Source organism: Variovorax sp. 01N429 (assembly GCF_056399425.1).
The window spans coordinates 381,413-403,349 of record NZ_JBFTRG010000004.1 but is presented as its reverse complement, the minus strand read 5'-3'; the positions used below and the strand labels follow the sequence as shown (position 1 = coordinate 403,349).

Genomic DNA, 21,937 nt, shown 5'->3' with positions numbered 1-21,937 from the left:
ATGGTCCAACCATTCAATGATTCTGACAATCCTGGCCTGTTGCAGGGTCTGCGGATCCTGGAACTGTGCGAGCCGGAGGCCGAGTACTGCGGCCTTCTGCTCGCCGGGCTCGGCGCACATGTCACCAAGGTCGAGCCCCTCGCCGGCGCGGCGTCGCGGCGCATGCCGCCACTCTCGCAGGACGGGCGCTCCCTCTTTTTCCAGGCCTACAACCGCGACAAGGACTCGGTGCTGCTGGACCTGCCGGTCGCGCCGGCACGCGCTTCTCTGCTTGCGCTTCTGGTAGAAGCCGACGTCTTTCTGTGCGGCGGCCTGGCGCAGGTGGAATTCGCCACCGGGCTCGCGCTGCCAGATCTCGCCCGTCACTTCCCCGGTCTGGTCACCGCGCGCATCACCCCGTTCGGCGACGACGGTCCATGGAAGGACTTCCGCGGCAGCGACCTGATCCACCTGGCCCTCGGCGGGGTCATGATGAACACGGGCTATGACCCCGATCCCAAGGGCGACTACGACTTGCCTCCGATCGCACCGCAGGCCTTCCACGCCAGCCACATCGCGTGCGAGCAGACGCTGATCGGCATTCTTGGTGCACTGATGCACCGCGAACGCACCGGAGAGGGCCAGGACGTGAGCTGTGCGATCCACACGGCGGTGTCCGTCTCGACCGAGATGGACCTGATGTCCTGGGTGATGCGCGCCGCCCACCAGCGGCGGCAGACCTGCCGCCACTCCGCCGAGTTGCCCAATATCACCACGTCGCTCGCGCAGACCAAGGACGGGCGCTGGAACCTCGGCTGGATGGTGACTGCTGCGGAAGAGAAGAAGCTTGTCGAGTTTCTATCGTCCCGCCGCATGGCCTACGACCTCACCGGCCCGGATCCGTTGCGTGACCCCAAGAAGCGCGACGTGCCAGGTGCCACGGCCTTCGATGAGCACAAGGCCCATGTCTTCGAGGTGGTGCAGCGCTTCGTGCGCAGCTTCCGGTTCCGCGATCTGCCATGCAAGAGGCGCAGGCACACGGCCTCATGTGGGCGCCACTGCGCAAGCCGCACGAGAACCTCGAGGATCCGCACTGGGCCGCCCGCGGCACTTATGCGTGGATCGACGGGCTGCCCTATCCCCGCAGCAAATGGATCGGATCGACCACCGCATGGGTGGCCGATCGCGCCGCTCCGCAGCCCGGCGCGCGGCGGCCGCAGCAAGGCTCGACACCGCACAGCGAAGCGCCGGCCGCCCGCAAGGACAAGGCGCCTGACGCCCGGAGCGCGCTCTCCGGGCGCGGCAGGCCCTTCGCGTTGCAGGGCATCCGCATCCTCGACTTCTCCTGGTTTCTTGCCTCCGCCGGCGGCACGCGCATGGTGACGGCGCTCGGCGCGGAATGCATCAAGGTCGAATGGAAGGACAACCTCGACAGCCGTCTGGGCGCAATGGCTCCGATCGGTGGTCGCGAAGCGCGCCAGCATGCCACCGGCCCTTTGCAAGGGCTCGACGACCCAACCATGGGCGGGCACTACAACCACAAGAACGCCGGCAAGCGCGGCCTGTCGCTCAATATTCGCGACCCGCGCGGCCTCGAGATCGCGCGGAAGCTGGTAGCAATCAGCGACGTGGTGGCCGAGGGCTTCTCGCCCGGCGTCATGGACCGCTGGAGCCTGGGCTACGAAGCGATGAAGAGTATCCGATCGGACATCGTCTACGTGCAGCAGTCGGGGATGGGCGCACACGGGCGCTATGGCCGCATGCGCACCGTCGGCCCGATCGCCGCGGCATTCACGGGTATCAGCGAGATGTCCGGCCTGCCCGAGCCCGCGCCCCCGGCCGGTTGGGGGTATTCGTACCTCGACTGGATGGGCGCCTACGGCTTCGCGCAGGCCATCCTTGCAGGCCTGCTGCACCGCGAGCGAACCGGCCAGGGCCAATGGATCGATGCGTCGCAATGCGAGTCCGGGTTGATGCTCACAGGCGTGCAATGCCTGGAGTGGGCGCTGCAGCGCAAGCCCTTCACGCGCACCGGCAACCGATCGCCCTACGTGCCCGCGGCGCCCCATGGAGCCTATCGCTGCGCGGGCGAGGACCGCTGGATCGCGATCGCCTGCTTCGCCGACCGGGACTGGCAGGCCCTGCTGCGCGCCGCCGGCGAGCCCGAGGCCCTGCGCGATCCACGCTTCGCCACGCTCGCCTCACGCATCGCGCACCAGGACGCGCTGGACGAAGCGGTGGAGAGCTGGACCCGCACGCAGGAGCGCTACGCCTGCATGGCGCTGCTGCAGTCGCATGACATCGCGGCGGGCGTGTGCCAGACCGCGGAAGATCGGTGTGAATTCGACCCGCAGCTTGCGCAGCAGCGGTGGATGACCGAGGTGACGGCGCCGCGCATCGGCACATGGCCCATCACCGAACTGCCCGCGCGGCTGTCGAAGACTCCGAGCCATGTGGGCGGGTTGCCGCAGCGCGGCGCGCCCGTCTATGGCGAGGACAACGAGTACGTGCTGGGCGAACTGCTCGGCTACGCGGGATCGGAGATCCGCGCCTTCGAGCGCGACGGCGTGATCTGACCCGCGCGCCCGCCGCCTCAGTCGAGGTGGATGTCGGTGGACTGGATGAACCTCTTCCAGCGCGCGCTGTCGGCCTGAATGGTCTTCTGCAGATAGGCCGCGCTCGTGTCTTCGGCCGGGTCCACGCCGATGTCGCGCATGCGCTGGCGCACCGCGGGATCGGCCAGCATCTTCGCGATCTCCGCGTTCAGGCGCTTCACCGCTTCGGGCGGGGTACCGGCGGGCGCGCAGATGCTGTACCAGGTATCCACCACGAAGCCCTTCACGCCTTCCTCCTCCATCGTCGGCAGCTCGGGCGCGGCGCCCAGCCGCGTGCGGCCGGTGACGGCCAGTGCACGCAGCCTGCCGCTGCGCACCTGCGGCAGCACCGAGGTGTCGACGAACAGGAAGTCGATCTGGCCACCGAGAAGGTCCACGATGGCCGGACCGCTGCCCTTGTACGGCACGTGCACCACCGGCGCGCCGGTGAGCTGGCGAAACATCTCGCCCGAAAGGTGCGGCGTGGAACCGTTGCCGGCCGAGCCGTAGTTCGCCTTGCCCGGATTGGCTTTGGCGTAGGCGATCAGGTCCTTCACCGAGCGCACCGGGCTGGACGCATTGACCACCAGCACGTTCGCATTGGTGAAGATCATCGACACCGGCGCGAAGTCCTTGAGCGGATCGAAAGGCAGCCTGGAGTACAGGTGCGGGTTGATGGCCATGGTGCTGTTGACGGCCATCAGCAGCGTGTAGCCGTCCGGCTGCGCCTTGGCCACGTAGGCCGCGCCAAGCGCGCCATTGGCGCCGCCCTTGTAGTCGACCACGATGTTTTCGCCGAGCCTCGGGCTGAGCGCCTCGCTGACGATGTTGCCGAAGGTGCTGCCCATGCCCCCCGGCGGATAGGGTACGACGAGCATGACCGGCTTGTCGGGATAGGCAGCCAGCGCGGGCCACGCGGCGCCTGCAGCCAACGCTGCGAACGTGCAGCGGAGGAATTGCTTTCGGTTCATGGTCGGATCCCCAACGCCTTGCGTTCCTGGAAGATGAAGTCGTCCTGGTTGCGTCGGCCGGTCTGCTGCGAGGCCGGCGGCGTCGGCAGGCCGTCGGGCACGGGCACGAACTGCTTCCAGTCCGCCACGAGCGTGCGTCGCGCGATCTTCCAGCGCCGGTCCTCGCGCCGCTCGAAGCGATCGACATAGCGCGAGCAGGTCATGAGGTCCATGCCGCCGCCGTCGGCGCCTGCCTTGCCGCCGGCGAGCTGGTCAAGCGCCGCGCGCGCCTCGGCCGGGTAACGCTGGGTGGTTCGAACGTAGGTCTCCACCAGCGCGAGATCGGGGCCGGCGAACTCGATCAGGAGATTGCTCACTGCATGCATCGAGAAGGGGATGGCCGCGTGGCGGCTGCGGATCCAGTCGACCAGCCCGTCAACCGGGCCATCGTAGGCGCCATGCATGTCGGTCGCATCGGGATGAAAGACGTCCCGAATGCCACTGAAGTCCAGCCGATCCACCGCGCGGCACCAGCGATACATGCAGTCCTGGATCTGCATGCGGTCGGCGATTCGCTCGGGCGCGTAGTCGTCAAGGGTGCTGTTCATCATCACTCCGCTTCGATGCCCGCCTTGGCGATGACGCCGGTCCACAGCACATGATCGCGCTTCATCATGTCGCCGAAGCTCGCGGCATTGCCTGCGTTCGGGAACATGCCCAGGGCCTTGAGCCTGGCCTGCACCGCGGGCTCGGCGATCGACTTGTTCAGCGCGTCGTTGAGCTTCGCGACCACGGCGCTCGGCGTGCCCGCCGGCGCCGACAGTCCGAAGAAGGCGTTGACCGCAAAGTTGGGCAACGCCTCCGAGATTGCCGGCACCTCGGGCAGCAGCGGGCTGCGTTTCTCGCTCGACACCGCGAGCATGTGCACCCGGCCCGCGCTCACGAAGGCATTGATCGCGTCCGAGGGCGTGGTCAGCGCCACCTTCACATCCCCGGCGAGCACCGCATTGACGGCCTGTGCCGCGCCCTGGTAGGGCACGAAGACCATCTTCAGGCCGGCCGCCTGGTTGAAGGACTCGGTCGCCAGGTGCGCGAGCGAGCCACGCCCGGCCGACGAAAACTCGAGCTTGCCGGGATTGGCCCGTGCGTAGTCGATGAACTGCTGCATGTTGGTCGCCGGCACGACCGGATTGACCAGGAACACCATCGGCGTGGTCGCGATCAGTCCCACCGGCGCGAGGTCCTTCTGAGAATCGTAATTGGCCGTCTTCTGCAGCATCGGCGTGGTCACGGTCGAATTGCCCACCTGCAGCAGCGTGTAGCCATCGGGTGGCGCGTTCTTGACGAACACGGTGCCCATCGAACCGCTCGCGCCGAGGCGGTTCTCCACGATGATCGGCTGCCCCAGGCGACGCTGCATCGGCTCCTGCAGCGTGCGGATGAGCACGTCGCCGGTGCCACCCGCGGCGAAAGGCACGACGATCTTGATCGGCCGGCTCGGAAAGCTGTCGGCCTGCGCGCTACCCAGCGCCAGCGCGGAAAGCGCGAGCGCCGACAAGGCCAGCCATTGGCGTCGAAACATCATGGGTTGTCTCCTGGAATCGTGTATTGAAGAAATGCAGAGGCCGCGCGTCCTTCAGCCTGCCGGTTTGAACACCGGAAAGGCGCGCCGCGAGTCGGGATGGCTCCAGTCCACCTCTACCGCCTGGCCGATGGCCAAGTCGTCATAGCGCGCATGGATGCGGGCGAGCATGCGCGGGCCCTCTGCCAGGCGCACGAGCGCCATTGGGTAGGGCACCGCGTCGGCCAAATGCGGCGGCCCGACGCGGCTCAGCGTCAGCGCGAAGATCGTGCCGCGGCCGCTGGCCTCGCGCCACTCCACGCCGCTCTCGCTCCAGAGGCTCTGTGGGCGCGGGTAGAACTGGGCGCGGCCGTTGCCGCGGTCGAACTGCAGCATCAGGCGGCCATCGCGCAAGCCTTCGAAGAAGGAGGCGCCAACGTCGGGGGGAAGATCGATCGTCATGCTCATTGGCTTCTCTCCAGAAGCATCACCGTGCTGGTGCCCCAGGTGCGGGCGTACTGGATCACGCCGATGCCCGAGAGCATCGCGTTGCTGGCATCGCCCACCTGGCGCGCGCCGGCCTCGCCGAACATCTGACGCAGGCACTCGACGAGGTTGACGCCACCGCCGGCGAGGCCGGGCTGGCCGGCCGAGATCTGGCCACCGCCAGTGTTCAGCGGCAGCTCGCCGCGCCAGGTCATGTCGTGCGCCATGACGAAGGCACCACCCTCGCCCGGCCCGCAGAAGCCGGTTTGTTCCAGCTGCAGGATCAGCGCGATCAGGAAGTCGTCGTACCAATGCAGCATCTTCACGTCGCCGGGCTTCCAGCCCACGGCGCCGAAGGCGCGCGGAGCGACATCTGTGAAGCCGGTGCGCAGCATGTCGCCGCTGGACTCGGTCGGATCGAAGTTGATGCGCTCGGCATAGGCGATCGGGTGCACGAGCTTCTGGAAGCCCATCACGCGTGCGCGCCGCGTCGACATCACCAGCACCGCGCTTGCGCCGTCGCAGCGCATCACGCAGTCGAGGATGCGCAGCGGGTCTGAGACGATCTTCGAGTCGAGGTACTCGCGCTCCGTCAATGGCCGGCGCAGCACGTCGCAGGCGTTCTCGTTGAGCAGCGCGCCCTCGCGCTGCGTCACCGCCAGCCGCGCCAGCGCGTCGTGCGGCAGGCCGTAGCGCTGGTCGTACACATTGGACAGCAGTGCGAAGGCCGACAGCGGGCCCGCGTAACCGGCCGGGTCGCAGTACTCGGTGCGATGGCCCGATTGCACCGAGCGGTCGACGGTGGACACCGCGTCCGACGCGAGGCACAGCACGATGTCGCACAGGCCTGCCTGGATGGCAGCTGCCGCGCGCGCGATATTCCCACCCGATGAGGCGCCGCCGATTTCGGTGGCCTGGCACCAGGTGACCGACAGGCCCAGCCCCTCGGCCAGCAGGTTGCTGTAGAACGGGTTGCCGCCTTCGCTCATGGCCAGCGTCGTGGCGAAGCCGTCGATGCGCGAGCGCTCGATGCCTGTCTGCGCGATCAGGCGGTCGATGGCTTCGCCGGCCAGCGATAGCGCGGTACGTCCGCTCCTGCGCACCAGCTTGGTTTCCGCGTAGCCGACGATCGCGATGCTGCGGTCTGCAAGGGTCTTCATGTCGTCACGCTCCCACGAACTGGACCGCCTGCCCGAGTGGCGCGCGCGAGGTGCGATAGCTGTTGGCAGGATGCTCGGTGTCTTCGTAGCCGAAGGAGATGCCACACACCATCAGGCGCTCCTTCGCAATGCCGAGCTCCTCTTTCACCAAAGCGCTCTGATGCGCCAGGGCGGCCTGCGGAATCGCAGCCAAGCCATGGGCTTGCATCGCGAGCAGCACCACCTGCACATAGCCGCCCACATCGACCGCACCATAGACGCCGAGGCCCGGGTCGCTGGTCAGGATGGCGACATGCGGCGCGCCAAAGAGCCGGAAGTTCTCCAGCGTCTGGCGCGCATAGCCTTCCCTGTCTCCGCGCTCCACGCCGACCGCGCTGTAGAGCTGGAACCCGCATTCGCGCCGGCGCTCCAGGTAGACGCCTCGGTACTCCTGTGGAAAAGGAAAGTCGGTGCCGCCGCCCTCGCCCGCGCGCTCGGCTTCGAGCAGTTTGGTCCGCAGGCGCTCGGTCGCCTCGCCCGAGGTCACGCTGACTTGCCAGGCCTGCGAGTTGCACCACGAGGCGGCTCGCTGCGCCGTGCGCAGAACGGACTCGATGGTGGCGCGCTCCACCGGCGTCGAAAGAAAGGCGCGGCAGCTGTGGCGCTGCGCGAGCAGCGAATCGAGCATCTGGGCCGGCGTGAGATTCATCGTGTGGTTGGTTATAGGTTGCATATTTAAATGGTAGGACCAATATAATGGGGTATCCATGCCGAGTCAATCAGTCGAAACGGCTGACGGCGTCCACGGATCTTTTCCCCACTCGATGAAGGAGACACCCATGACCGATTGCCGCATCCGGCGCCGCACGCTGCTTGCCGCCGGCGCAGCCATCGCCGTCCAGCCCCTTTGGGCGCAGGAGCCGTTCCCGTCGCGCCCCATCAAGATCCTCGTGGGTGCTGGCGCCGGCGGCACAACGGATATCACCGCCCGCCTGGTGGGCGACAAGATGGGCAAGCTGCTCGGCCAGCCCGTTGTGATCGACAACAAGCCGGGCGCCTCGGGCACGCTCTCCGTTGCGCAGACAGTGCGCGCGCCCGCCGACGGCTACACGCTGGTGTGGGTGGGCAACAGCGTGATGGCGATCTCGCCCTTTCTCTATAAGAATCCCGGCTACGACGTGAAGACGCTGATCCCGGTGGGCCAGGCCACCACCTCGGGTTTCATCCTGGTCGCATCGCCGACGCTCGGCGTGAACAATGTGAAAGAACTCGTGGCCTACGGCAAGGCGCATCCCGGCCAGTTGAGCTTCGGCTCCAACGGCATCAACGGCAGCCTGCATCTGCTTGCCGAACTGCTCAAGAGCGAGGCCGGCTTCGACGCCCTGCATGTGCCTTACAAGGGCGGGGCCGAATCCGCAAGCGCCATCATGGGCGGCAACATCCAGTTCCTGTTCGACGCGCTGTCGTCCAACATTCCCCTTGTACGCTCGGGTAAGCTCAAGGCACTTGCGGTGACCGGCCCGCAGCGCGAGAAGGAACTGCCCGAAGTACCGACGATGGCCGAGCAAGGCTTTCCCAGCATGACGACCGAGGTGTTCTTCGGCCTCGTGGCGCCGCCCGGAACGCCTCATGCCGTGGTGACGAAGCTCAACGACGCGATGGGACAAGCGCTGACGGATCCCGCCGTCCGCGAGGCTCTGCAGCGTTCGGGCAACGAGCCGAAGTTCAGCACGCCGCAGCAGTTCCGCGCGTTGGTCGACAAGGAAGGCGCGCGCTTTGGGGCCTTGCTGCAGTCAAAGGGCATCCAGCCGGAATGAGCCAAGGCGCGGCGGCGCTCAGGCGCCGCGTCCGCCCCAGCGAATGATTGCGGGCTCGCCCCCGCGGCGCAGGCCGTGACAGCTGCCCAGCAGGCGATCTCCGGACTTCGGGTCGTCGATCGGCTCGCCGCGCCGCGCGCGCCGGCGTTCGAGGGCAGGGTTGATCGCCTGCAAGGCGGTAGTGGCCATAGGGCCGAGCAGTTCGGTCAAGTGCGTGCAGCCGTGTTCACCAGAGAACATCGCCTTCACAGCCTTGGTGAAGCCGCCTTTGATCTGCAGCCCAGCCAATTGAGCGTAGGCCGCATTGATGCCATCGCAGTCCGCATAGGGCACCTGGTGGGAGCAGGCCTCCGCTGCCACGATGGTGAAGCGGTCGTCCAGCGTGATGCGCAGCGACATCAGGTGCACCGGATCGCCCGCCTTGCGCGGTGCATTGCCGCGCGAGCCGTCCTGGTCGTGCGTGCGCACGTCCGACAGGCGGCCCTCGATGTCGAACAGGCCGTCCTCGCGCTCCCACCCCGTGCATTCCACCCGGCGCGTATGCAGCAACGCGCGGGGTGCCGCGGGCGAGAGCTGCTTCATCCCGCCGCCGCCTCCGCGGCAGGCAGCACGGGCTGCCGCGCTGCGGCCGGCTCCAGCGCGCCACTGGCCCGAAGTGCGGCGATGCGCGCGTCGTCGTAGCCCAGCACCTCGGCCAGCACCTCGTTCGTGTGCTGACCCACCGCGGGCGCGGCCTGCGGGTCGGCCAGGGGCGTGGCGGAGTAGAGAATCGGCAGTCGCACATTGGGAATCCAGCCCAGCGTGGGGTGCTCGACGCGCGTCACCAGCCCGCGCTCCTTCGCCTCGGGCGACCGCAGCGCATCGCCGACGCTGCGCACCTCGCCGCACGGGATCTGAGCGGCTCGCATGCGCGGCTGCCAGTACGACCACGGATGCTGCACGAACAACTCTTCAAGAAGCTTGAAGATCTCCTCGCGCTTGCCCATGCGGCCATTGCGGTCGGAATAGACCGGGTCGTTCGCCATGTCCTGTCTCTCGAGCACCTGCTCCGCCAGGCGATGAAAGATCTTGTCGTTGCCGCAGTTGATATAGAAGGGCTTGTCCTGGCTCATGAACACGCCCGACGGGCAGGTGTCGGGGCTGGTGTTGCCATGGCGTTGCGGATGCGCGCCGGTGTAGAGGTGCTGCATGGCGGCGTAGCCGGTCATCAGCACCGCGTTGTCGAAGAGCGCGATCTCGATCTGCTGCCCTTGCCCGGTACGCGCACGGGCCAGCAGCGCGCCAAGAATGGCATTGCAGGCCATCATCGCGGTGCTGATGTCCACCACCGGCGACAGCGTGCGCACGCCCTGCCGGTCGGGATAGCCGTTCATCGAGATGAAGCCGCTTTCCGCCTGCGCGATCGGATCGAATCCCAGACGATCGCTGAAGGCGCCCTCGCGCCCATAGGCCGAGACGGAGCAATAGATGATCTGCGGATTGATCTTCTTCACGCTTGCATAGTCGAGGCCGAAGCGCTCCATCACGCCGGTGGAGAAGTTCTCGCACAGCACGTCGGCCTGTGCGATCAGTTCCTTCACCACCGCCACGCCGTCCGGGCTCTTGAGGTTCAGCGCGACGCTGCGTTTGTTGCGATTGCCCCATGCATAGGGCGCGCCCTGCGCTGGGGCCTCGGCGGGCACCGGCGGGTAGTGACGGAATTCATCGCCGCGGCCGGGCGTCTCCACCTTGATCACGTCCGCGCCCATGTCGCCAAGAATCATGGTGGCGAAGGGGCCGGCGAGGAAGTGACTGAAGTCGATCACGCGGATGCCCTCCAGCGCCACGGGCGCATCGGCAGGGCGCGGCGTATGCACCGGGAAGTCGTTTTCGAGGCGTTCGAACATGGAAGACGGCCTTAAAGTATCATTGGTAAGACCATTATACTTGCGAGATTCTCGCGCCGTCAACGCATTCACCCGAGGAGCACGCATGTCAGAGTCCGACCCGTCGGTGCAGCGCCTGCTGGCACTACAGGCCATCGTCGAAACCAAGGCGCGCTACTGCCGCTACATTGACACCAAGCAATGGCCAAGGCTGGCCTCGCTGTTCACGCCCGACTGCCGCTTCGAGGGATTGGGCTCGGCGCCCGCCGGCGCCGATGTGGCCACGTTCGTGCAGGGCGTCTCGACGCGCCTGGCGAACACCATCTCCGTGCACCACTGCCACATGCCGGAGATCCGCTTGCTCGGACCTGGTCACGCGCGCGTGATCTGGGCGATGGAGGACTACGTCGACTGGACCGACGGCAGCACGGTGAAGGAGGCGCCGGGCAGCCGTGGCTTTCGCGGCTACGGCCACTACGAAGAGGAGTACCGCGCGGTAGACGGCGAATGGAAGATCAGCTTCCTGCGCCTCACGCGGCTGCGCATCGATCCCGTCGACGCGGCGCAGCCCTCGGCGTTGAAAGGCCAGCGGCAGGCGAAACCCGACTGGCTCGACATCGACTGAGGCCCCTCAGACCACCGCGCCGCGCGCGATCAGCGCGTCGATTTCGCTCGCCGGCAGGCCCCACCCTTGCAATGCGGCCTTCGCATCGACCCCCGCCGCGACGCCGGCCTGAGGCATTGCGCTCGGCGTACGCGAGAAGCGGGGTGCAGGCGCCGGCTGCACATGGCCGTCAATCTCGATGAAGGTCTGGCGCGCCACGTTGTGCGGATGGGCTGCGGCCTCGCGCAGATCCAGCACGGGCGCAAAGCAGACCTCGGACGACTCCATCAGCGCGCTCCACTCGTCGCGCGTGCGCCTGCGGAATATCGCGGCCAGTCGCTCGCGCAAGGCGGGCCAGTTCGCGGGGTCGCCGCGATCCGGCAGGCGATCGCGGTCCATGCCTGTGATGCGCAGCAACTCTGCATAGAACTTCGGCTCGGCCGAGCCGACGGAAACGTATTTGCCGTCCTTCGTCTCGTACACGCCATAGTGCGGCGCCGCGCCGCCGAGCGTCGAGCGCCCGCGGCCCGGCCACTTGCCGCCTGCCATGTAGCCGTAGAAATAGGTCATCAGCGACGCGGCTCCGTCGACCATCGCGGCATCGACGACTTGCCCCCGGCCCGAGCGCGCGGCCTCGATCAGCCCGCAGGCGATACCGAAGGCGAGATACATGCCGCCGCCGCCGAAATCACCCGCCAGGTTCAGCGGCACCACGGGAGGTCCCTCCGCCGGCCCGATCGCGTCGAGCACGCCGGCCAAAGCGATGTAGTTGATGTCGTGGCCCGGCGCCTGCGCGAGCGGGCCCTCTTGGCCCCAACCGGTCATGCGGCCGTAGACCAGGCGCGGATTGAGCGAAAGGCATTCGTCGGGTCCGAGGCCCAGGCGTTCCATCACGCCGGGACGGAAGCCCTCGATCAGCGCATCGGCCTCGCCGATCAGCCGCCGCGCAAGCGCCACGCCATCCCCGGTCTTGAGGTCCAGCGCGATCGAGCGCCGGTTGCGGTCAGTGAACCAGTAGCGCTGCGGCATCGGCCGCGCAGCGGGTTCGGGTCGGTCGATGCGCAGCACCTCGGCCCCCATGTCGGCGAGCATCATCGCGGCGAAGGGGCCGGGCGCGAGGCCCGCCATTTCAACGACCCGCAGCCCCGCCAATGGGCCCTGGCGCACGGCGGCCATCAATGCGCCCCGGTGGCACCGACCGGCACGACCGTCTCCATCTGCCGCGATGCGCGCGTACGCACACTGCCCGGCACTGCGCGCACGCAGGTGCCGGTGCCGTCCACGCGATAGCCGCCGCCGGGCAGTTCATCAAGCAGGCCGCCGGTCGCGGTGAGCAGCATGTCCCACAGCTCGACCCAGGCGCCATCGCGCTCCTCCTCCCACACGTAGCGGGTGACGCGATAGGTACGGCCGCGCGCGTCTTCGACGTCGAACTGGCGCTCGGCCACGGTTCGGGTGGCGGGGGTGGTATTCATCGGCTTCATCATACACAGGCAGTGGTCTTTTGGTAAGACCTATAGACATTTGGGCCAATTCGATCGATCATGCGGGACAAGGAGACAATGTCATGTATCGCCGTACCCTCATCGCGGGCGCCCTGCTCGCTGCCCTCGCTGCAAGCGGCCCCACGCTGGCGCAAGATCGCTGGCCGGATCGCCCCATCAAGTTCATCGTGCCCGCCGCGGCGGGCGGCACCAACGACGTGCTCGGCCGCTACGTCCAGGAGCCGCTGCAGAAGATGCTCGGCCAGCCGGTGGTGATGGAATACAAGCCTGGTGCGGGCGGCGCGATCGCCTCGCAGTATGTCGCACAGCAGCCGGCCGACGGCTACACCTTCCTCTTGCATGGCAGCGGCCTGGTGACGGTGCCGCTAGTGCAGCGCAAACCGAGCTACGACGCGGTCAAGGGCTTCGTACCGGTCTCTCTGCTAGGCACTTCGCCGATGGTGCTGATGACGAATCCATCGATGCCGGACACACTCGCGCAATTCGTGCAGCAGGCCCGGGCCAAGCCCGGTTCTCTCGAGTGGGGCGCCTCGGCCTTGGGCGGCGTCGGCCAGCTCGCGATGGAGGCCTTCCACGGGGCGGCCGGCATTCGCAAGATGGTGATGGTGCCTTACCCCGGCGCGGGGCCGGCCGCCCAGGCACTGCTCGCGGGCCAGACCAAGTACATGCTCTCGACGCCGTCGTCGGTCACCGCCGGCTTCGTGAAAGACGCAAAAATGCGCATTCTGGGCGTGTCCACCGCCCAGCGCAGCCCGCTGCTGCCCGACGTGCCGAGCATCTCCGAAGTGGTGCCGGGTTACGACACACAGACCTGGTTCGGCCTGGTGGCGCGCACCGGCACACCGCCGCAGGTGATCGCGAAGATGGCCGACGCGGTCGCCAAGCTGCTCGCGCAAGCGGACATCCAGGAGAAGTTCCGCGCGGTCTACGTGGTCCCGAAGAGCGGCACGAAGGCGCTGGGCGACATCATCGTTTCCGACCACACCTTGTGGGCCAAGGTGGTGAAGGACAACAACATCACGATGGACTGAGCACCGCGGCCTCGCCCGCCAGCCCCTCCAGCCCGAGCTTTCTCGCAGCAACGGCCGCAGCCAGGCCGCCAGCGCCGCTGCCGACCACGATCACATCCACTTCGTCGAGACGCTCGCTCATGACGCCCGGCTCCCGTGTACAAGCAGCGTGACGATGCCGGCCAGCAGCGCACGCCCATCGTCTCGCAGAGGCAATCGTGCATCGGCAGAGTAGGCCTCCAGCATCGCGGCCTCGTTGGCGAAGCAAAGCTCGGCGATGCCGTCGACGCAGAGACTTTCGTGACTCGCGGCCTCTCCATCGGGGCCGAATCGCCCTGTCACCAGGCTCTGGACATAGCCGTCCACCCGCGGCAGCTTCTTCACGAGGTCGGCATGCCGTCCGAACCAGGCGTCGCGGAACGCATCAGGACTGGCCGCCGCACGGCGCAGCAGCATCCACCGGCGAAAGCCGCCCTCGACCGCGCCGCGCACCGGCGCTATCGGGATGTTGGATAAGGCATCGAAGGCATACAAACGCTCGCCCGTTTCATCGACTGCAGCCGCGAAGGCGCGCCAATCCGCACCGGCCTGGGCCCGCGCCTGCGCGGCCGAATCGCGGAAGTTGCATTCGACGATGGTGTGGATACGCTCGGCATCCGGCACGATCGGCCGCCGCGCCCGATCTTCCGTCACCGAATCGGTCGGGATGTAGCGCAGCACGCGGTAGACATGTACCTGCGCATCCGGCAGGAGCGGCAACGCGGCGCGCACGGCGGCGTCACCAGCAAGGCAAAGTATGTGGGTCGACATGAGGGGCGAGTCGATTTGGTTGCGTCATTGTATGGTTCTACCATTTGCATCACAATGCCGATCATGAAAGCCATCGTCTGTCGCAACTTCGGCTCCGTCGACCAGCTCGACTACGCCGAAATCCCCGCCCGCCCGCTGCTGCCGCACGAAGTGCGCGTCCGCGTGCATGCCGCGGGCGTCAATTTCCCCGATTCGCTGAAGGTCGAAGGCTTGCATCAGATCAAACCGCCGCTGCCCTGGATACCGGGCAGCGAAACGGGCGGCGTGGTCGAGGCGGTCGGCGCGGAGGTGCGATCCGTCAGCCCCGGCGACCGGGTGATGGGCGTGTCTGACGCGCGCGGCGGCGGCTTCGCCGAGCAGATCGTGCTGGATGCGGGGCGCGTGTTCGCCCTGCCCCCCGCCATGAGCTTCGAAGAGGCGGCTGCCACGCCGGTGGTCTATGGCACCACGCTTTATGCGCTGAAGCAGCGCGGCCGGCTCACGCCCGGCGAGTGGTTGCTGGTGCTGGGTGCAGCGGGGGGCGTCGGCCTCGCCACCGTGCAGCTCGGCAAATCCATGGGCGCGCGCGTGATCGCCGCGGCGAGCACGCCCGAGAAGCGCGCCCTGTGCCTCGAGCACGGCGCTGAACACGCCATCGACTACACGCAACCCGGCTGGCGCGAGGAGGTCAAGGCGCTCACCGGCGGACACGGCGTGGACGTGGCCTACGACCCTGTGGGCGGCGATGCTTTCGACGAAGCGGTGCGCTGCATGGCCTTCGACGGCCGCTACCTCGTGATCGGCTTTACCTCCGGCCGCATCCCCGAGATCAAGGTGAACTACCCGCTGGTAAAGGGCTTCGACATCCTGGGCGTGCGCTACGACGTATGGCGCGACGGTAGCTGGCCCGAGGCGCGCGCCAACCTGCAACAGGTGCTGGCCCACTATGAGCAGGGCCGTGTGCGTCCACTCGTCTCGGACAGCTACCCGCTGCGACGCGCCGTCGAAGCGATGCGCAGCATCACCTCGCGCGGCACCACCGGCAAGGTGGTGCTGGTTACTGGCTGACGGCCATCAGGTGGATCGCTTCGAGAGGCGATTGTGCTTCTTGTCGCGCTCGCTGATCAGGTATTCCGTCACCGTTCGCAGGTGCTCCGCCATGGCGTCCGACGCCGCTTGCGCATTGCGCTTGCGCATCAGGTCGAGCACGCGCTGACGCACCACCATGATGTCCTTGTTGGGCCGCGGGTCCACGCTCGCGAGCATCGCGCGGTACACCTCCGACAGGGCATCCACCATCATCAGCACCAACGGGTTGTGCGTGGCCTGCGCGATGAGCCGGTAGAACTCGATCACCGACTGCGTGTTGCGCGAGGCCCGCCCCAGGCGGAACAGGTCGGCGTGCAGATCGATGTCGCGCTGGATCGCATCGAACTCCTCGTTGGTCGCGCGCGGACAAGCGAGGCGGATCGCGACGCAGATGACCTCGGTGCGCGCCTCCATCACGTTCTCCAGCGAGGCCTGCGCGAGCGACACCATGTCCTGCACCGTCTGCGCGAGCCCGCCGCTGCCGCCGCTCTTGATGAAGAAGCCGCCCTGGATGCCCTTGCGCGCTTCCACGATGCCCGACACCTCCAGGCTGCGCAGCGCATCGCGTGCCGCCGCGCGACCGATGCCGAAGCGCTCGGCCAGTTCGCGTTCGCCTGGCAACTGGTCGCCCGGCTTCAGCTCGCCGCTCATCAACTGTTCGCGAATGCGATCGCACACGGCCTCGAAGCCACGGCGGGTGCGCACGGGTTGAAAGAGCGATTCGTTTGTCATGAAAGATCCTTTTGAGGGTTCTGAAGTATTGCATATTCATTGGTTGAACCATAAGATGATTCGCCATGGACCTGGACCTCACCCCCGAACAGCGTGCCTTCCGCGACGAGGTGCGCACCTTCATTCGCGAAAAACTACCTGCGGAGATCCGTGACCGCCTTCGCGCCGGTCACCCGCCGCGCAAGCAGGACACCGTGATCTGGCAGCGCATCCTCAACGAGCGCGGCTGGGCCGCGCCGCACTGGCCCAAGCGCTACGGCGGCGCCGATCTCGGCTCGATGGAACGCTTGATCCTTCTGGACGAGACCTACCGCGCGCCCGCCCCACTGCCGCAGGTGTTCAACGTCGGCATGCTCGGCCCGGTGCTGATGAAGTTCGGCACGCCTGCGCAGTGCGACCATTTCCTGCCGCGGCTGGCGAACCTCGACCTGTGGTTCTGCCAGGGCTTCTCGGAACCGGGCTCCGGCTCCGATCTCGCGTCGCTGCGCACCGCAGCGCGCCGCGAGGGCGACCACTACATCGTCAACGGCCAGAAGATCTGGACCACCACGGCGCATCTCGCCGACTGGGTGTTCGCACTGGTGCGCACCGATCCGGAAGCTCGCAAGCAGGAAGGCATCTCCTTCCTGCTGATCGACCTGCGCACGCCCGGCATCACGATCCGGCCGATCCGTTCCATTGACGGCGAGCACCACCTTAACGAGGTCTTTTTCGACGAGGTGCGCGTGCCCGTCGGCAACCTGGTCGGCCAGGAGAACAAGGGCTGGGACTGCGCGAAGTTCCTGTTGTCGAACGAGCGCACCGGCATCGCCAACGTCGGCCTGTGCCGAGAGCGGCTCGACTACGCACGCGAGGTCGCCGGATGTCACACGCAGGCCGGCAGGCCGTTGCTCGACGATCCGAAGCTTCGCGCCGATATCGCCGCGCTGGAAGCCGAGACACGCGCCCTGGAGATCACCAACTGGCGCTTCCTGCTCACGAACAGCGAGCAGCAACGCCTGCCCGCCTTCGCCTCGGTGCTGAAGCTCAAGGGCACCGAGCTGCAGCAGGAGATCAATGCCTTGCTCGCGCGCATCGCCGGCCCGGGCGGACTGGAGCGCCGCTCCGCGGACGAGGTCGCGCATGGACCGATCACGCCACGCTATTTCTATTCGCGCGCGGCATCCATCTACGGCGGCACGACCGAAGTACAGAAGGACATCCTGGCCAAAGCCATCGTCGGATAGGACACCCCCATGAATTTCGAACTGAACGAGGAACAGTCGGCCCTCGCGGAAAGCCTTTCCCGCCTGCTGGCCGATCGCTATGACTTCGAGAAGCGCCGCGCGCTCGCGGCCTCGGACGTGGCACATGACGCGAAGGCCTGGGCCGGCCTCGCCGAGCTGGGCCTGACCGCCCTGCCGGTGCCCGAGGCGCACGGCGGTTTCGGCGGCGGCGCGCGCGACCTGCTGCCCGTGATGCAGGCCTTCGGCCGCTCGCTCTCGGTGGAACCTTTCCTGGCCAGCGCCGTGCTCGCAGGCACCGCGTTGCGACTCGGCGCCGACGAGGTGATGCAGGCTCGACTGCTGCCCGGCCTGGCCAGCGGCAAACTCGTGCTGGCGTGGGCGCACGACGAGTCCGGCAGCCGGCATGCGCCGCTGTGGGTGGAGACACGCGCCGAGCGCAGGGACGGCGGCTGGAAGCTCGACGGCATCAAATCGAACGTGCTGACCGCCGGCCTGGCGCGGCACTTCGTCGTGAGCGCGCGCATCGCCGGTGCGCCGGCCGACGCGAACGGCTGTGCGCTGTTCCTGGTGGACGCGAAGGACGCGGGCGTCGCACTGCGCGAGTTCCGCCTGGTCGACGACACCATGGCGGGCGAGCTGGTGCTGAAGCAGGCCGCAGCCCAACCATTGGCCGATCCCGACGACACGACACGCGCCCGGCGTGCAATCGAGGGCGCGGTGGCAGCCGGCATCGCTGCCGTCTGCGCCGACATGAGCGGGGCCGCGCAGGCGGCCTTCGACCTGGCGATGGACTACCTGCGCACGCGCAAGCAGTTCGGCCGCCTGATCGGCGAGAACCAGGCGCTGCGCCACCGCGCGGCCGAGATGCTCGTCAGCCTCGAGATGGCGCGCAGCATGGCCATGGCTGCCGCTGTCGCGGCCGACGATGCGGGCGCGGAGGGCAGCGCCCTCGACCTGCACCGCGCGAAACTCTCCGTCGGCCGCAACGCGCGCCACGTGGCGCACGGTGCGATCCAGCTCCACGGCGGGATCGGCATGACCGAGGAATATGCGGTCGGCCACTACCTGCGTCGCATCCATGTGCTCGACCAATTGTTCGGCGACGCCGACGCCCATGCCGCCCGCCTCGCGGCAGCCCTCCATTGAGACCATATCCATGAGCATCACACCCATGATCTACCTCGACGGCCGCGGCGTGACGCGCGACGAGGTGCTGCGCGTAGCGCAGCAGGCAGCCACCGGCTTCGAGCAACTCGGCGTGCGCGAAGGCGACACCGTCGCCCTGCTGCTGCGCAACGACTTCGCCTTCTTCGAAGTGCAGCAGGCCGCCGCCGCGGTCGGAGCCTATGGCGTGCCTCTCAACTGGCATGGCCGCACGGAAGAAGTGATCTATGTGCTGGAAGACGCGAAGCCCAAGGTGCTGGTCGCGCATGCCGACCTGCTCGCGCCAATCCGCGCGCTCGTGCCGGCGGACATCCGCGTCTTCGTGGTGCCGACGCCGCCGGAGATCCAGCAGCGCTACGGCGTCTCGGCCGAACTCGCTCGGCCCGCGCCCGGCGACATGGTGTGGCGCGAATGGGCCGAGCGTTTCGAGCCGCTGCAGGCACCGCCCCGCCGCGCGCGCGCGACGATGATCTACACGTCAGGCACGACCGGCCATCCCAAGGGCGTGAAGCGCCAGCCCGCCACGCCCGAGGAGAGCAAGGCCTATGTCGAGCTGTTCGCCAGCGTCTACGGGCTCAAGCCCGGGGTGCGTGCGCTGGTGAGCGGCCCGCTCTACCACGCCTCCCCCAACGCCTATGGCCGCCAGGCGCTGATGACGGCCGACGTGCTGGTGTTGCAGTCCAAGTTCGATCCGGAAGAGACGCTGGCCCTGATCGAGAAGCACCGCATCGACAACGCGGTGATGGTGCCCACGATGTTCGTGCGCATGCTCAAGCTGCCGCCCGAGGTGCGCGGCCGCCACGACGTCCGTTCGTTGCGCTGGGTCACGCACACCGGCGCGCCCTGCCCGCGCGAAGTGAAGAAGGAGCTGATGGACTGGTGGGGCCCGGTGGTCTACGAGACCTACGGCGGCACCGAGGTCGGCACCGCCACCCTCGCCACGCCGCAGGACTGGCTGGAGCATCCCGGTTGCGTGGGCGTGCCAACGCCCGGCACGCGCATGGCCTTCTACGACGAGGCCGGGCGCCGCTTGCCCGAGGGCGAAACCGGCGAGATCTTTGCACGTGTGCCCGCCTATGCCGATTTCACCTACCTCAACCACGAGGAGAAGCGCAAGAGCGTGGAGCGCGACGGCCTCATCAGCCTGGGCGACGTGGGCTACATGAAGGCGGGGCGCCTGTACCTGTGCGACCGACGCTCGGACATGGTGATCTTCGGCGGCACCAACATCTACCCGGCCGAGATCGAGATGGCGCTGACTCAGTGCCCCGGCGTGAAGGACTGCGCCGTGTTCGGCATCCCCGACGAAGACTTCGGCGAATCGCTCGCCGCCGCGGTCGAGCGGATGCCCGATGCGCAGGTCACGGCGGAAGACATCCGGGCCTACCTGCTCGAGCGTCTCGCCAAGTTCAAGGTGCCCAAGCGGATCGACTTCCACGATTCGCTGCCACGCGAGGACAGCGGCAAGATCTTCAAGCGCCGTCTGCGCGATCCGTTCTGGCAGAACGCCGGGCGCAGGATCTGAGGGCGGGGCGATGGGCAAGTGGCTGCAATCGAGCGAGCACCTTGTGTTCGACGTGCGCGAGCGCGTCGCACGCATCACCCTCAACCGGCCAGACCGGCGCAATGCGCTCTCGTGGGAACTGCTTTCCGAGCTGCGCGCCGCGCTGCTCGAAGCGGACGACCTGCGCGCCGTGAGCGTGATCGTGCTCGAAGGCGCGGGACCCGACTTCTGCGCAGGCTACGACATGAAGTCGGCCTATGCCCGCTACGCCGCCGAAGGCGAGGCCGCACTCGACTATCGCAGCGGCAGCGGTTCCTTCGACGACGATGCGTGGAAGCTGGAGCGATTCCAGGAGCTGCTGCGCACCGCCTTCGTGGTGCACAAGCCGGTGATCGCCAAGGTGCACGGCCATTGCGTAGCCGGCGGCACCGACCTGGCGCTCTACTGCGACATGGTGATCGCGGCCGACGAGGCACGCATCGGCTTCCCCGCCACTCGCGCCATGGGCTCGCCGCCCAACCACATGTGGTTCTACAACGTCGGCCCGCAGTGGGCCAAACGACTGCTGCTGAGCGGCGACGTGGTGAGCGGCGCCGACGCGGCACGCATCGGCCTGGTGGTAGCGAGTGTTCCCGCCGCGCGGCTGGAGGAAGAAGTGTCGACCCTGGCGCACCGCCTCGCGAGCGTCGACCCTGATTTGCTGGCGACCAACAAGCGCATCGTCAACCTCGCGCTGGAACTGGCGGGCGCCGGCACCTTGCCACGTCTGGCTGCCGAGATGGATGCGCGTGCCCACCTCTCGCGCGCGAAAAAGGAGTTCGATGCCGACGTCGCCGCGCTCGGCTTCAAGGCCGCGGTGCACAAGCGCGACGAGCCTTTCGGCGACGGTATCGCCCGGCCGAGCTGGTGAAATTTTTTGGACCCACAAGGAGACAAGCATGCCTAAGCATTTCACGCGCGCGCGTCGCGCGATCCTTGCCGCCGCCCTGGCGCTTGGCGCGGTCATTCCCGCAGCGGCGCAGAACGTGCCCTTCCCGACCAAGCCGATTCGCATCGTGATTCCCACGGCGCCCGGCGGCAACATGGATGCGCTGGCGCGCTTGTATGCGGCCAAGCTCACCGAGGCCTGGGGCCAGCAGGTCATTGTCGAACCCAGGCCTGGGGCCAACACCATCCTCGCGACCTCGTACGTCGCCAAGTCGCCGGCTGACGGCTATACCGCGCTCTTCACCATCAGTGGCTTCATCCAGAACCTGGTGCTGCAGTCCAACCCGCAGTACAAGATGAGCGACCTGGCGCCCGTGTCGCTGGTGGCGAGCTTCCCCATCGCGCTCGCGGCCAATGCGGCGCTGCCGGCCAACGACCTTCCGAGCGTCGTCCGGCTCGCGAAGCAGGATCCGGAGAAGTACACCTTCGGCAGCTACGGCGTGGGCTCCGGCGCGCACCTGATCGGCGAGGGCCTCAACAAGGCGGCGGGCATCCGCATCAAGCATGCCGCGTACAAGGGCGAGGCCGCCTCCTTCGTCGACGTGGCCAGCGGAGAGATCGCGCTGGCCTATGGTTCGGTCGGGTTCTACGCCAACCAGATCGCCTCCGGCAAGGTCAAGCTGATCGCGGTGGCCTCGCCGAATCGCTTGAAGACCTTTCCGGACCTCCCCACCTTCGCCGAACTCGGCTATCCGGACATCAACCTGCCCGGCTGGGGCGCCATGTTCCTGCCCGCCGGCACGCCGGCGCCGATCGTGGAGAAGTACGTGCAGGAGATCCGCCGAATCACGGCAATGCCCGATGTGCAGGCAAAGATCTATCAGCTCGGCTACGAGCCCGTGGCGAACACCAACACGGAGTTCGCGCAGTTTCTGCAGGAAGACCTGAAGCGCTGGACCAAGATCGCGCGCGAAAACGACATCCGGCTGGACTGAA

Annotated in this window: 24 protein-coding genes; 11 read left to right on the top strand and 13 right to left on the bottom strand. The window is 67.5% G+C overall.

Going from position 1 to position 21,937, the window contains the following annotated elements; all coding sequences use genetic code 11:
- Both AC1DSF_RS10225 and AC1DSF_RS10220 read left to right on the top strand, forming a co-directional pair.
- Positions 1-1,362, top strand: a complete 1,362-nt coding sequence (locus AC1DSF_RS10225) for a CoA transferase (RefSeq protein ID WP_478182783.1) — start codon at positions 1-3, stop codon at positions 1,360-1,362.
- Positions 1,356-2,555: a CaiB/BaiF CoA transferase family protein gene (locus AC1DSF_RS10220; protein WP_478182808.1), complete on the top strand. Its 1,200-nt coding sequence runs from the start codon at positions 1,356-1,358 to the stop codon at positions 2,553-2,555. The genes AC1DSF_RS10225 and AC1DSF_RS10220 overlap by 7 nt, the downstream gene beginning before the upstream one ends.
- Before the next feature lie 17 nt (positions 2,556-2,572).
- On the opposite strand, the gene AC1DSF_RS10215 is transcribed toward AC1DSF_RS10220, so the two are convergent.
- Genes AC1DSF_RS10215 through AC1DSF_RS10190 form a run of 6 tightly spaced genes read right to left on the bottom strand, consistent with a single transcriptional unit; the run spans position 2,573 to position 7,442 of the window.
- Positions 2,573-3,544 carry a Bug family tripartite tricarboxylate transporter substrate binding protein gene (locus tag AC1DSF_RS10215; RefSeq protein ID WP_478143869.1) on the bottom strand — a complete coding sequence of 324 codons (972 nt, stop codon included), beginning with the start codon at positions 3,542-3,544 and terminating at the stop codon, positions 2,573-2,575.
- Positions 3,541-4,131, bottom strand: coding sequence for a nuclear transport factor 2 family protein (locus tag AC1DSF_RS10210; protein ID WP_478182782.1), 591 nt, complete (start codon positions 4,129-4,131; stop codon positions 3,541-3,543). Before AC1DSF_RS10210 ends, AC1DSF_RS10215 begins: the two co-directional genes overlap by 4 nt.
- Before the next feature lie 2 nt (positions 4,132-4,133).
- Positions 4,134-5,108 (bottom strand): Bug family tripartite tricarboxylate transporter substrate binding protein, encoded by a 975-nt coding sequence (locus AC1DSF_RS10205; RefSeq protein ID WP_478182781.1) that lies wholly within the window; start codon positions 5,106-5,108, stop codon positions 4,134-4,136.
- A gap of 51 nt (positions 5,109-5,159) precedes the next feature.
- Complete coding sequence (locus AC1DSF_RS10200; RefSeq protein WP_478182780.1) at positions 5,160-5,552, bottom strand: Zn-ribbon domain-containing OB-fold protein; 393 nt, start codon at positions 5,550-5,552, stop codon at positions 5,160-5,162.
- Positions 5,549-6,730 carry a thiolase family protein gene (locus AC1DSF_RS10195; protein ID WP_478182779.1) on the bottom strand — a complete coding sequence of 394 codons (1,182 nt, stop codon included), beginning with the start codon at positions 6,728-6,730 and terminating at the stop codon, positions 5,549-5,551. Before AC1DSF_RS10195 ends, AC1DSF_RS10200 begins: the two co-directional genes overlap by 4 nt.
- 4 nt (positions 6,731-6,734) lie before the next feature.
- Positions 6,735-7,442 (bottom strand): nitroreductase, encoded by a 708-nt coding sequence (locus tag AC1DSF_RS10190; protein WP_478182778.1) that lies wholly within the window; start codon positions 7,440-7,442, stop codon positions 6,735-6,737.
- Between the two features lie 106 nt (positions 7,443-7,548).
- Here AC1DSF_RS10190 and AC1DSF_RS10185 point away from each other — a divergent pair, with 106 nt between their 5' ends.
- Positions 7,549-8,526 carry a Bug family tripartite tricarboxylate transporter substrate binding protein gene (locus tag AC1DSF_RS10185; RefSeq protein WP_478182777.1) on the top strand — a complete coding sequence of 326 codons (978 nt, stop codon included), beginning with the start codon at positions 7,549-7,551 and terminating at the stop codon, positions 8,524-8,526.
- Between the two features lie 18 nt (positions 8,527-8,544).
- Here the strand turns inward: AC1DSF_RS10185 and AC1DSF_RS10180 are convergent, their stop codons facing one another.
- Entirely contained in the window at positions 8,545-9,108 is a 564-nt protein-coding gene (locus AC1DSF_RS10180) for a DUF2889 domain-containing protein (RefSeq protein ID WP_478143865.1), read from the bottom strand.
- Positions 9,105-10,412, bottom strand: a complete 1,308-nt coding sequence (locus tag AC1DSF_RS10175) for a CaiB/BaiF CoA transferase family protein (protein WP_478182776.1) — start codon at positions 10,410-10,412, stop codon at positions 9,105-9,107. Before AC1DSF_RS10175 ends, AC1DSF_RS10180 begins: the two co-directional genes overlap by 4 nt.
- Positions 10,413-10,497: 85 nt before the next feature.
- Between AC1DSF_RS10175 and AC1DSF_RS10170 the strand changes: the two genes are divergently transcribed.
- Positions 10,498-11,016: a nuclear transport factor 2 family protein gene (locus AC1DSF_RS10170; protein WP_478124621.1), complete on the top strand. Its 519-nt coding sequence runs from the start codon at positions 10,498-10,500 to the stop codon at positions 11,014-11,016.
- Between the two features lie 6 nt (positions 11,017-11,022).
- On the opposite strand, the gene AC1DSF_RS10165 is transcribed toward AC1DSF_RS10170, so the two are convergent.
- Positions 11,023-12,171 (bottom strand): CaiB/BaiF CoA transferase family protein, encoded by a 1,149-nt coding sequence (locus AC1DSF_RS10165; protein WP_478182775.1) that lies wholly within the window; start codon positions 12,169-12,171, stop codon positions 11,023-11,025.
- A complete protein-coding gene (locus AC1DSF_RS10160; RefSeq protein WP_478124619.1) occupies positions 12,171-12,470 on the bottom strand; it encodes a hypothetical protein in 300 nt (99 codons plus the stop codon). Before AC1DSF_RS10160 ends, AC1DSF_RS10165 begins: the two co-directional genes overlap by 1 nt.
- A 92-nt stretch (positions 12,471-12,562) precedes the next feature.
- On the opposite strand from AC1DSF_RS10160, the gene AC1DSF_RS10155 reads away from it, so the two are divergent.
- Entirely contained in the window at positions 12,563-13,531 is a 969-nt protein-coding gene (locus AC1DSF_RS10155; protein ID WP_478182774.1) for a Bug family tripartite tricarboxylate transporter substrate binding protein, read from the top strand.
- Here AC1DSF_RS10155 and AC1DSF_RS10150 read toward each other — a convergent pair.
- Together AC1DSF_RS10150 and AC1DSF_RS10145 are read right to left on the bottom strand one after the other, a co-directional pair.
- On the bottom strand, positions 13,518-13,652 hold the full coding sequence (locus AC1DSF_RS10150) for a hypothetical protein (RefSeq protein ID WP_478124617.1): 135 nt from the start codon (positions 13,650-13,652) through the stop codon (positions 13,518-13,520). The genes AC1DSF_RS10155 and AC1DSF_RS10150 overlap by 14 nt on opposite strands.
- Positions 13,649-14,320 (bottom strand): EthD domain-containing protein, encoded by a 672-nt coding sequence (locus tag AC1DSF_RS10145; RefSeq protein ID WP_478182773.1) that lies wholly within the window; start codon positions 14,318-14,320, stop codon positions 13,649-13,651. The genes AC1DSF_RS10150 and AC1DSF_RS10145 overlap by 4 nt, the downstream gene beginning before the upstream one ends.
- A 63-nt stretch (positions 14,321-14,383) precedes the next feature.
- On the opposite strand from AC1DSF_RS10145, the gene AC1DSF_RS10140 reads away from it, so the two are divergent.
- Complete coding sequence (locus tag AC1DSF_RS10140) at positions 14,384-15,367, top strand: NADPH:quinone oxidoreductase family protein (RefSeq protein WP_478182772.1); 984 nt, start codon at positions 14,384-14,386, stop codon at positions 15,365-15,367.
- 6 nt (positions 15,368-15,373) lie between these two features.
- Here the strand turns inward: AC1DSF_RS10140 and AC1DSF_RS10135 are convergent, their stop codons facing one another.
- Complete coding sequence (locus tag AC1DSF_RS10135; RefSeq protein WP_478124614.1) at positions 15,374-16,120, bottom strand: FadR/GntR family transcriptional regulator; 747 nt, start codon at positions 16,118-16,120, stop codon at positions 15,374-15,376.
- 65 nt (positions 16,121-16,185) lie between these two features.
- Here AC1DSF_RS10135 and AC1DSF_RS10130 point away from each other — a divergent pair, with 65 nt between their 5' ends.
- From AC1DSF_RS10130 to AC1DSF_RS10110, 5 genes are read left to right on the top strand one after another with little or no spacing between them, the layout of a single operon-like run.
- Positions 16,186-17,346, top strand: a complete 1,161-nt coding sequence (locus AC1DSF_RS10130; RefSeq protein ID WP_478124613.1) for an acyl-CoA dehydrogenase family protein — start codon at positions 16,186-16,188, stop codon at positions 17,344-17,346.
- 9 nt (positions 17,347-17,355) lie between these two features.
- Positions 17,356-18,492: an acyl-CoA dehydrogenase family protein gene (locus tag AC1DSF_RS10125; protein WP_478182771.1), complete on the top strand. Its 1,137-nt coding sequence runs from the start codon at positions 17,356-17,358 to the stop codon at positions 18,490-18,492.
- Positions 18,493-18,502: 10 nt separating this feature from the next.
- Positions 18,503-20,035 (top strand): acyl-CoA synthetase, encoded by a 1,533-nt coding sequence (locus AC1DSF_RS10120; RefSeq protein WP_478124611.1) that lies wholly within the window; start codon positions 18,503-18,505, stop codon positions 20,033-20,035.
- 10 nt (positions 20,036-20,045) lie between these two features.
- Complete coding sequence (locus AC1DSF_RS10115) at positions 20,046-20,924, top strand: crotonase/enoyl-CoA hydratase family protein (RefSeq protein ID WP_478124610.1); 879 nt, start codon at positions 20,046-20,048, stop codon at positions 20,922-20,924.
- A gap of 28 nt (positions 20,925-20,952) precedes the next feature.
- Positions 20,953-21,936 carry a tripartite tricarboxylate transporter substrate binding protein gene (locus AC1DSF_RS10110; RefSeq protein ID WP_478124609.1) on the top strand — a complete coding sequence of 328 codons (984 nt, stop codon included), beginning with the start codon at positions 20,953-20,955 and terminating at the stop codon, positions 21,934-21,936.
- Position 21,937 lies beyond the last annotated feature (1 nt).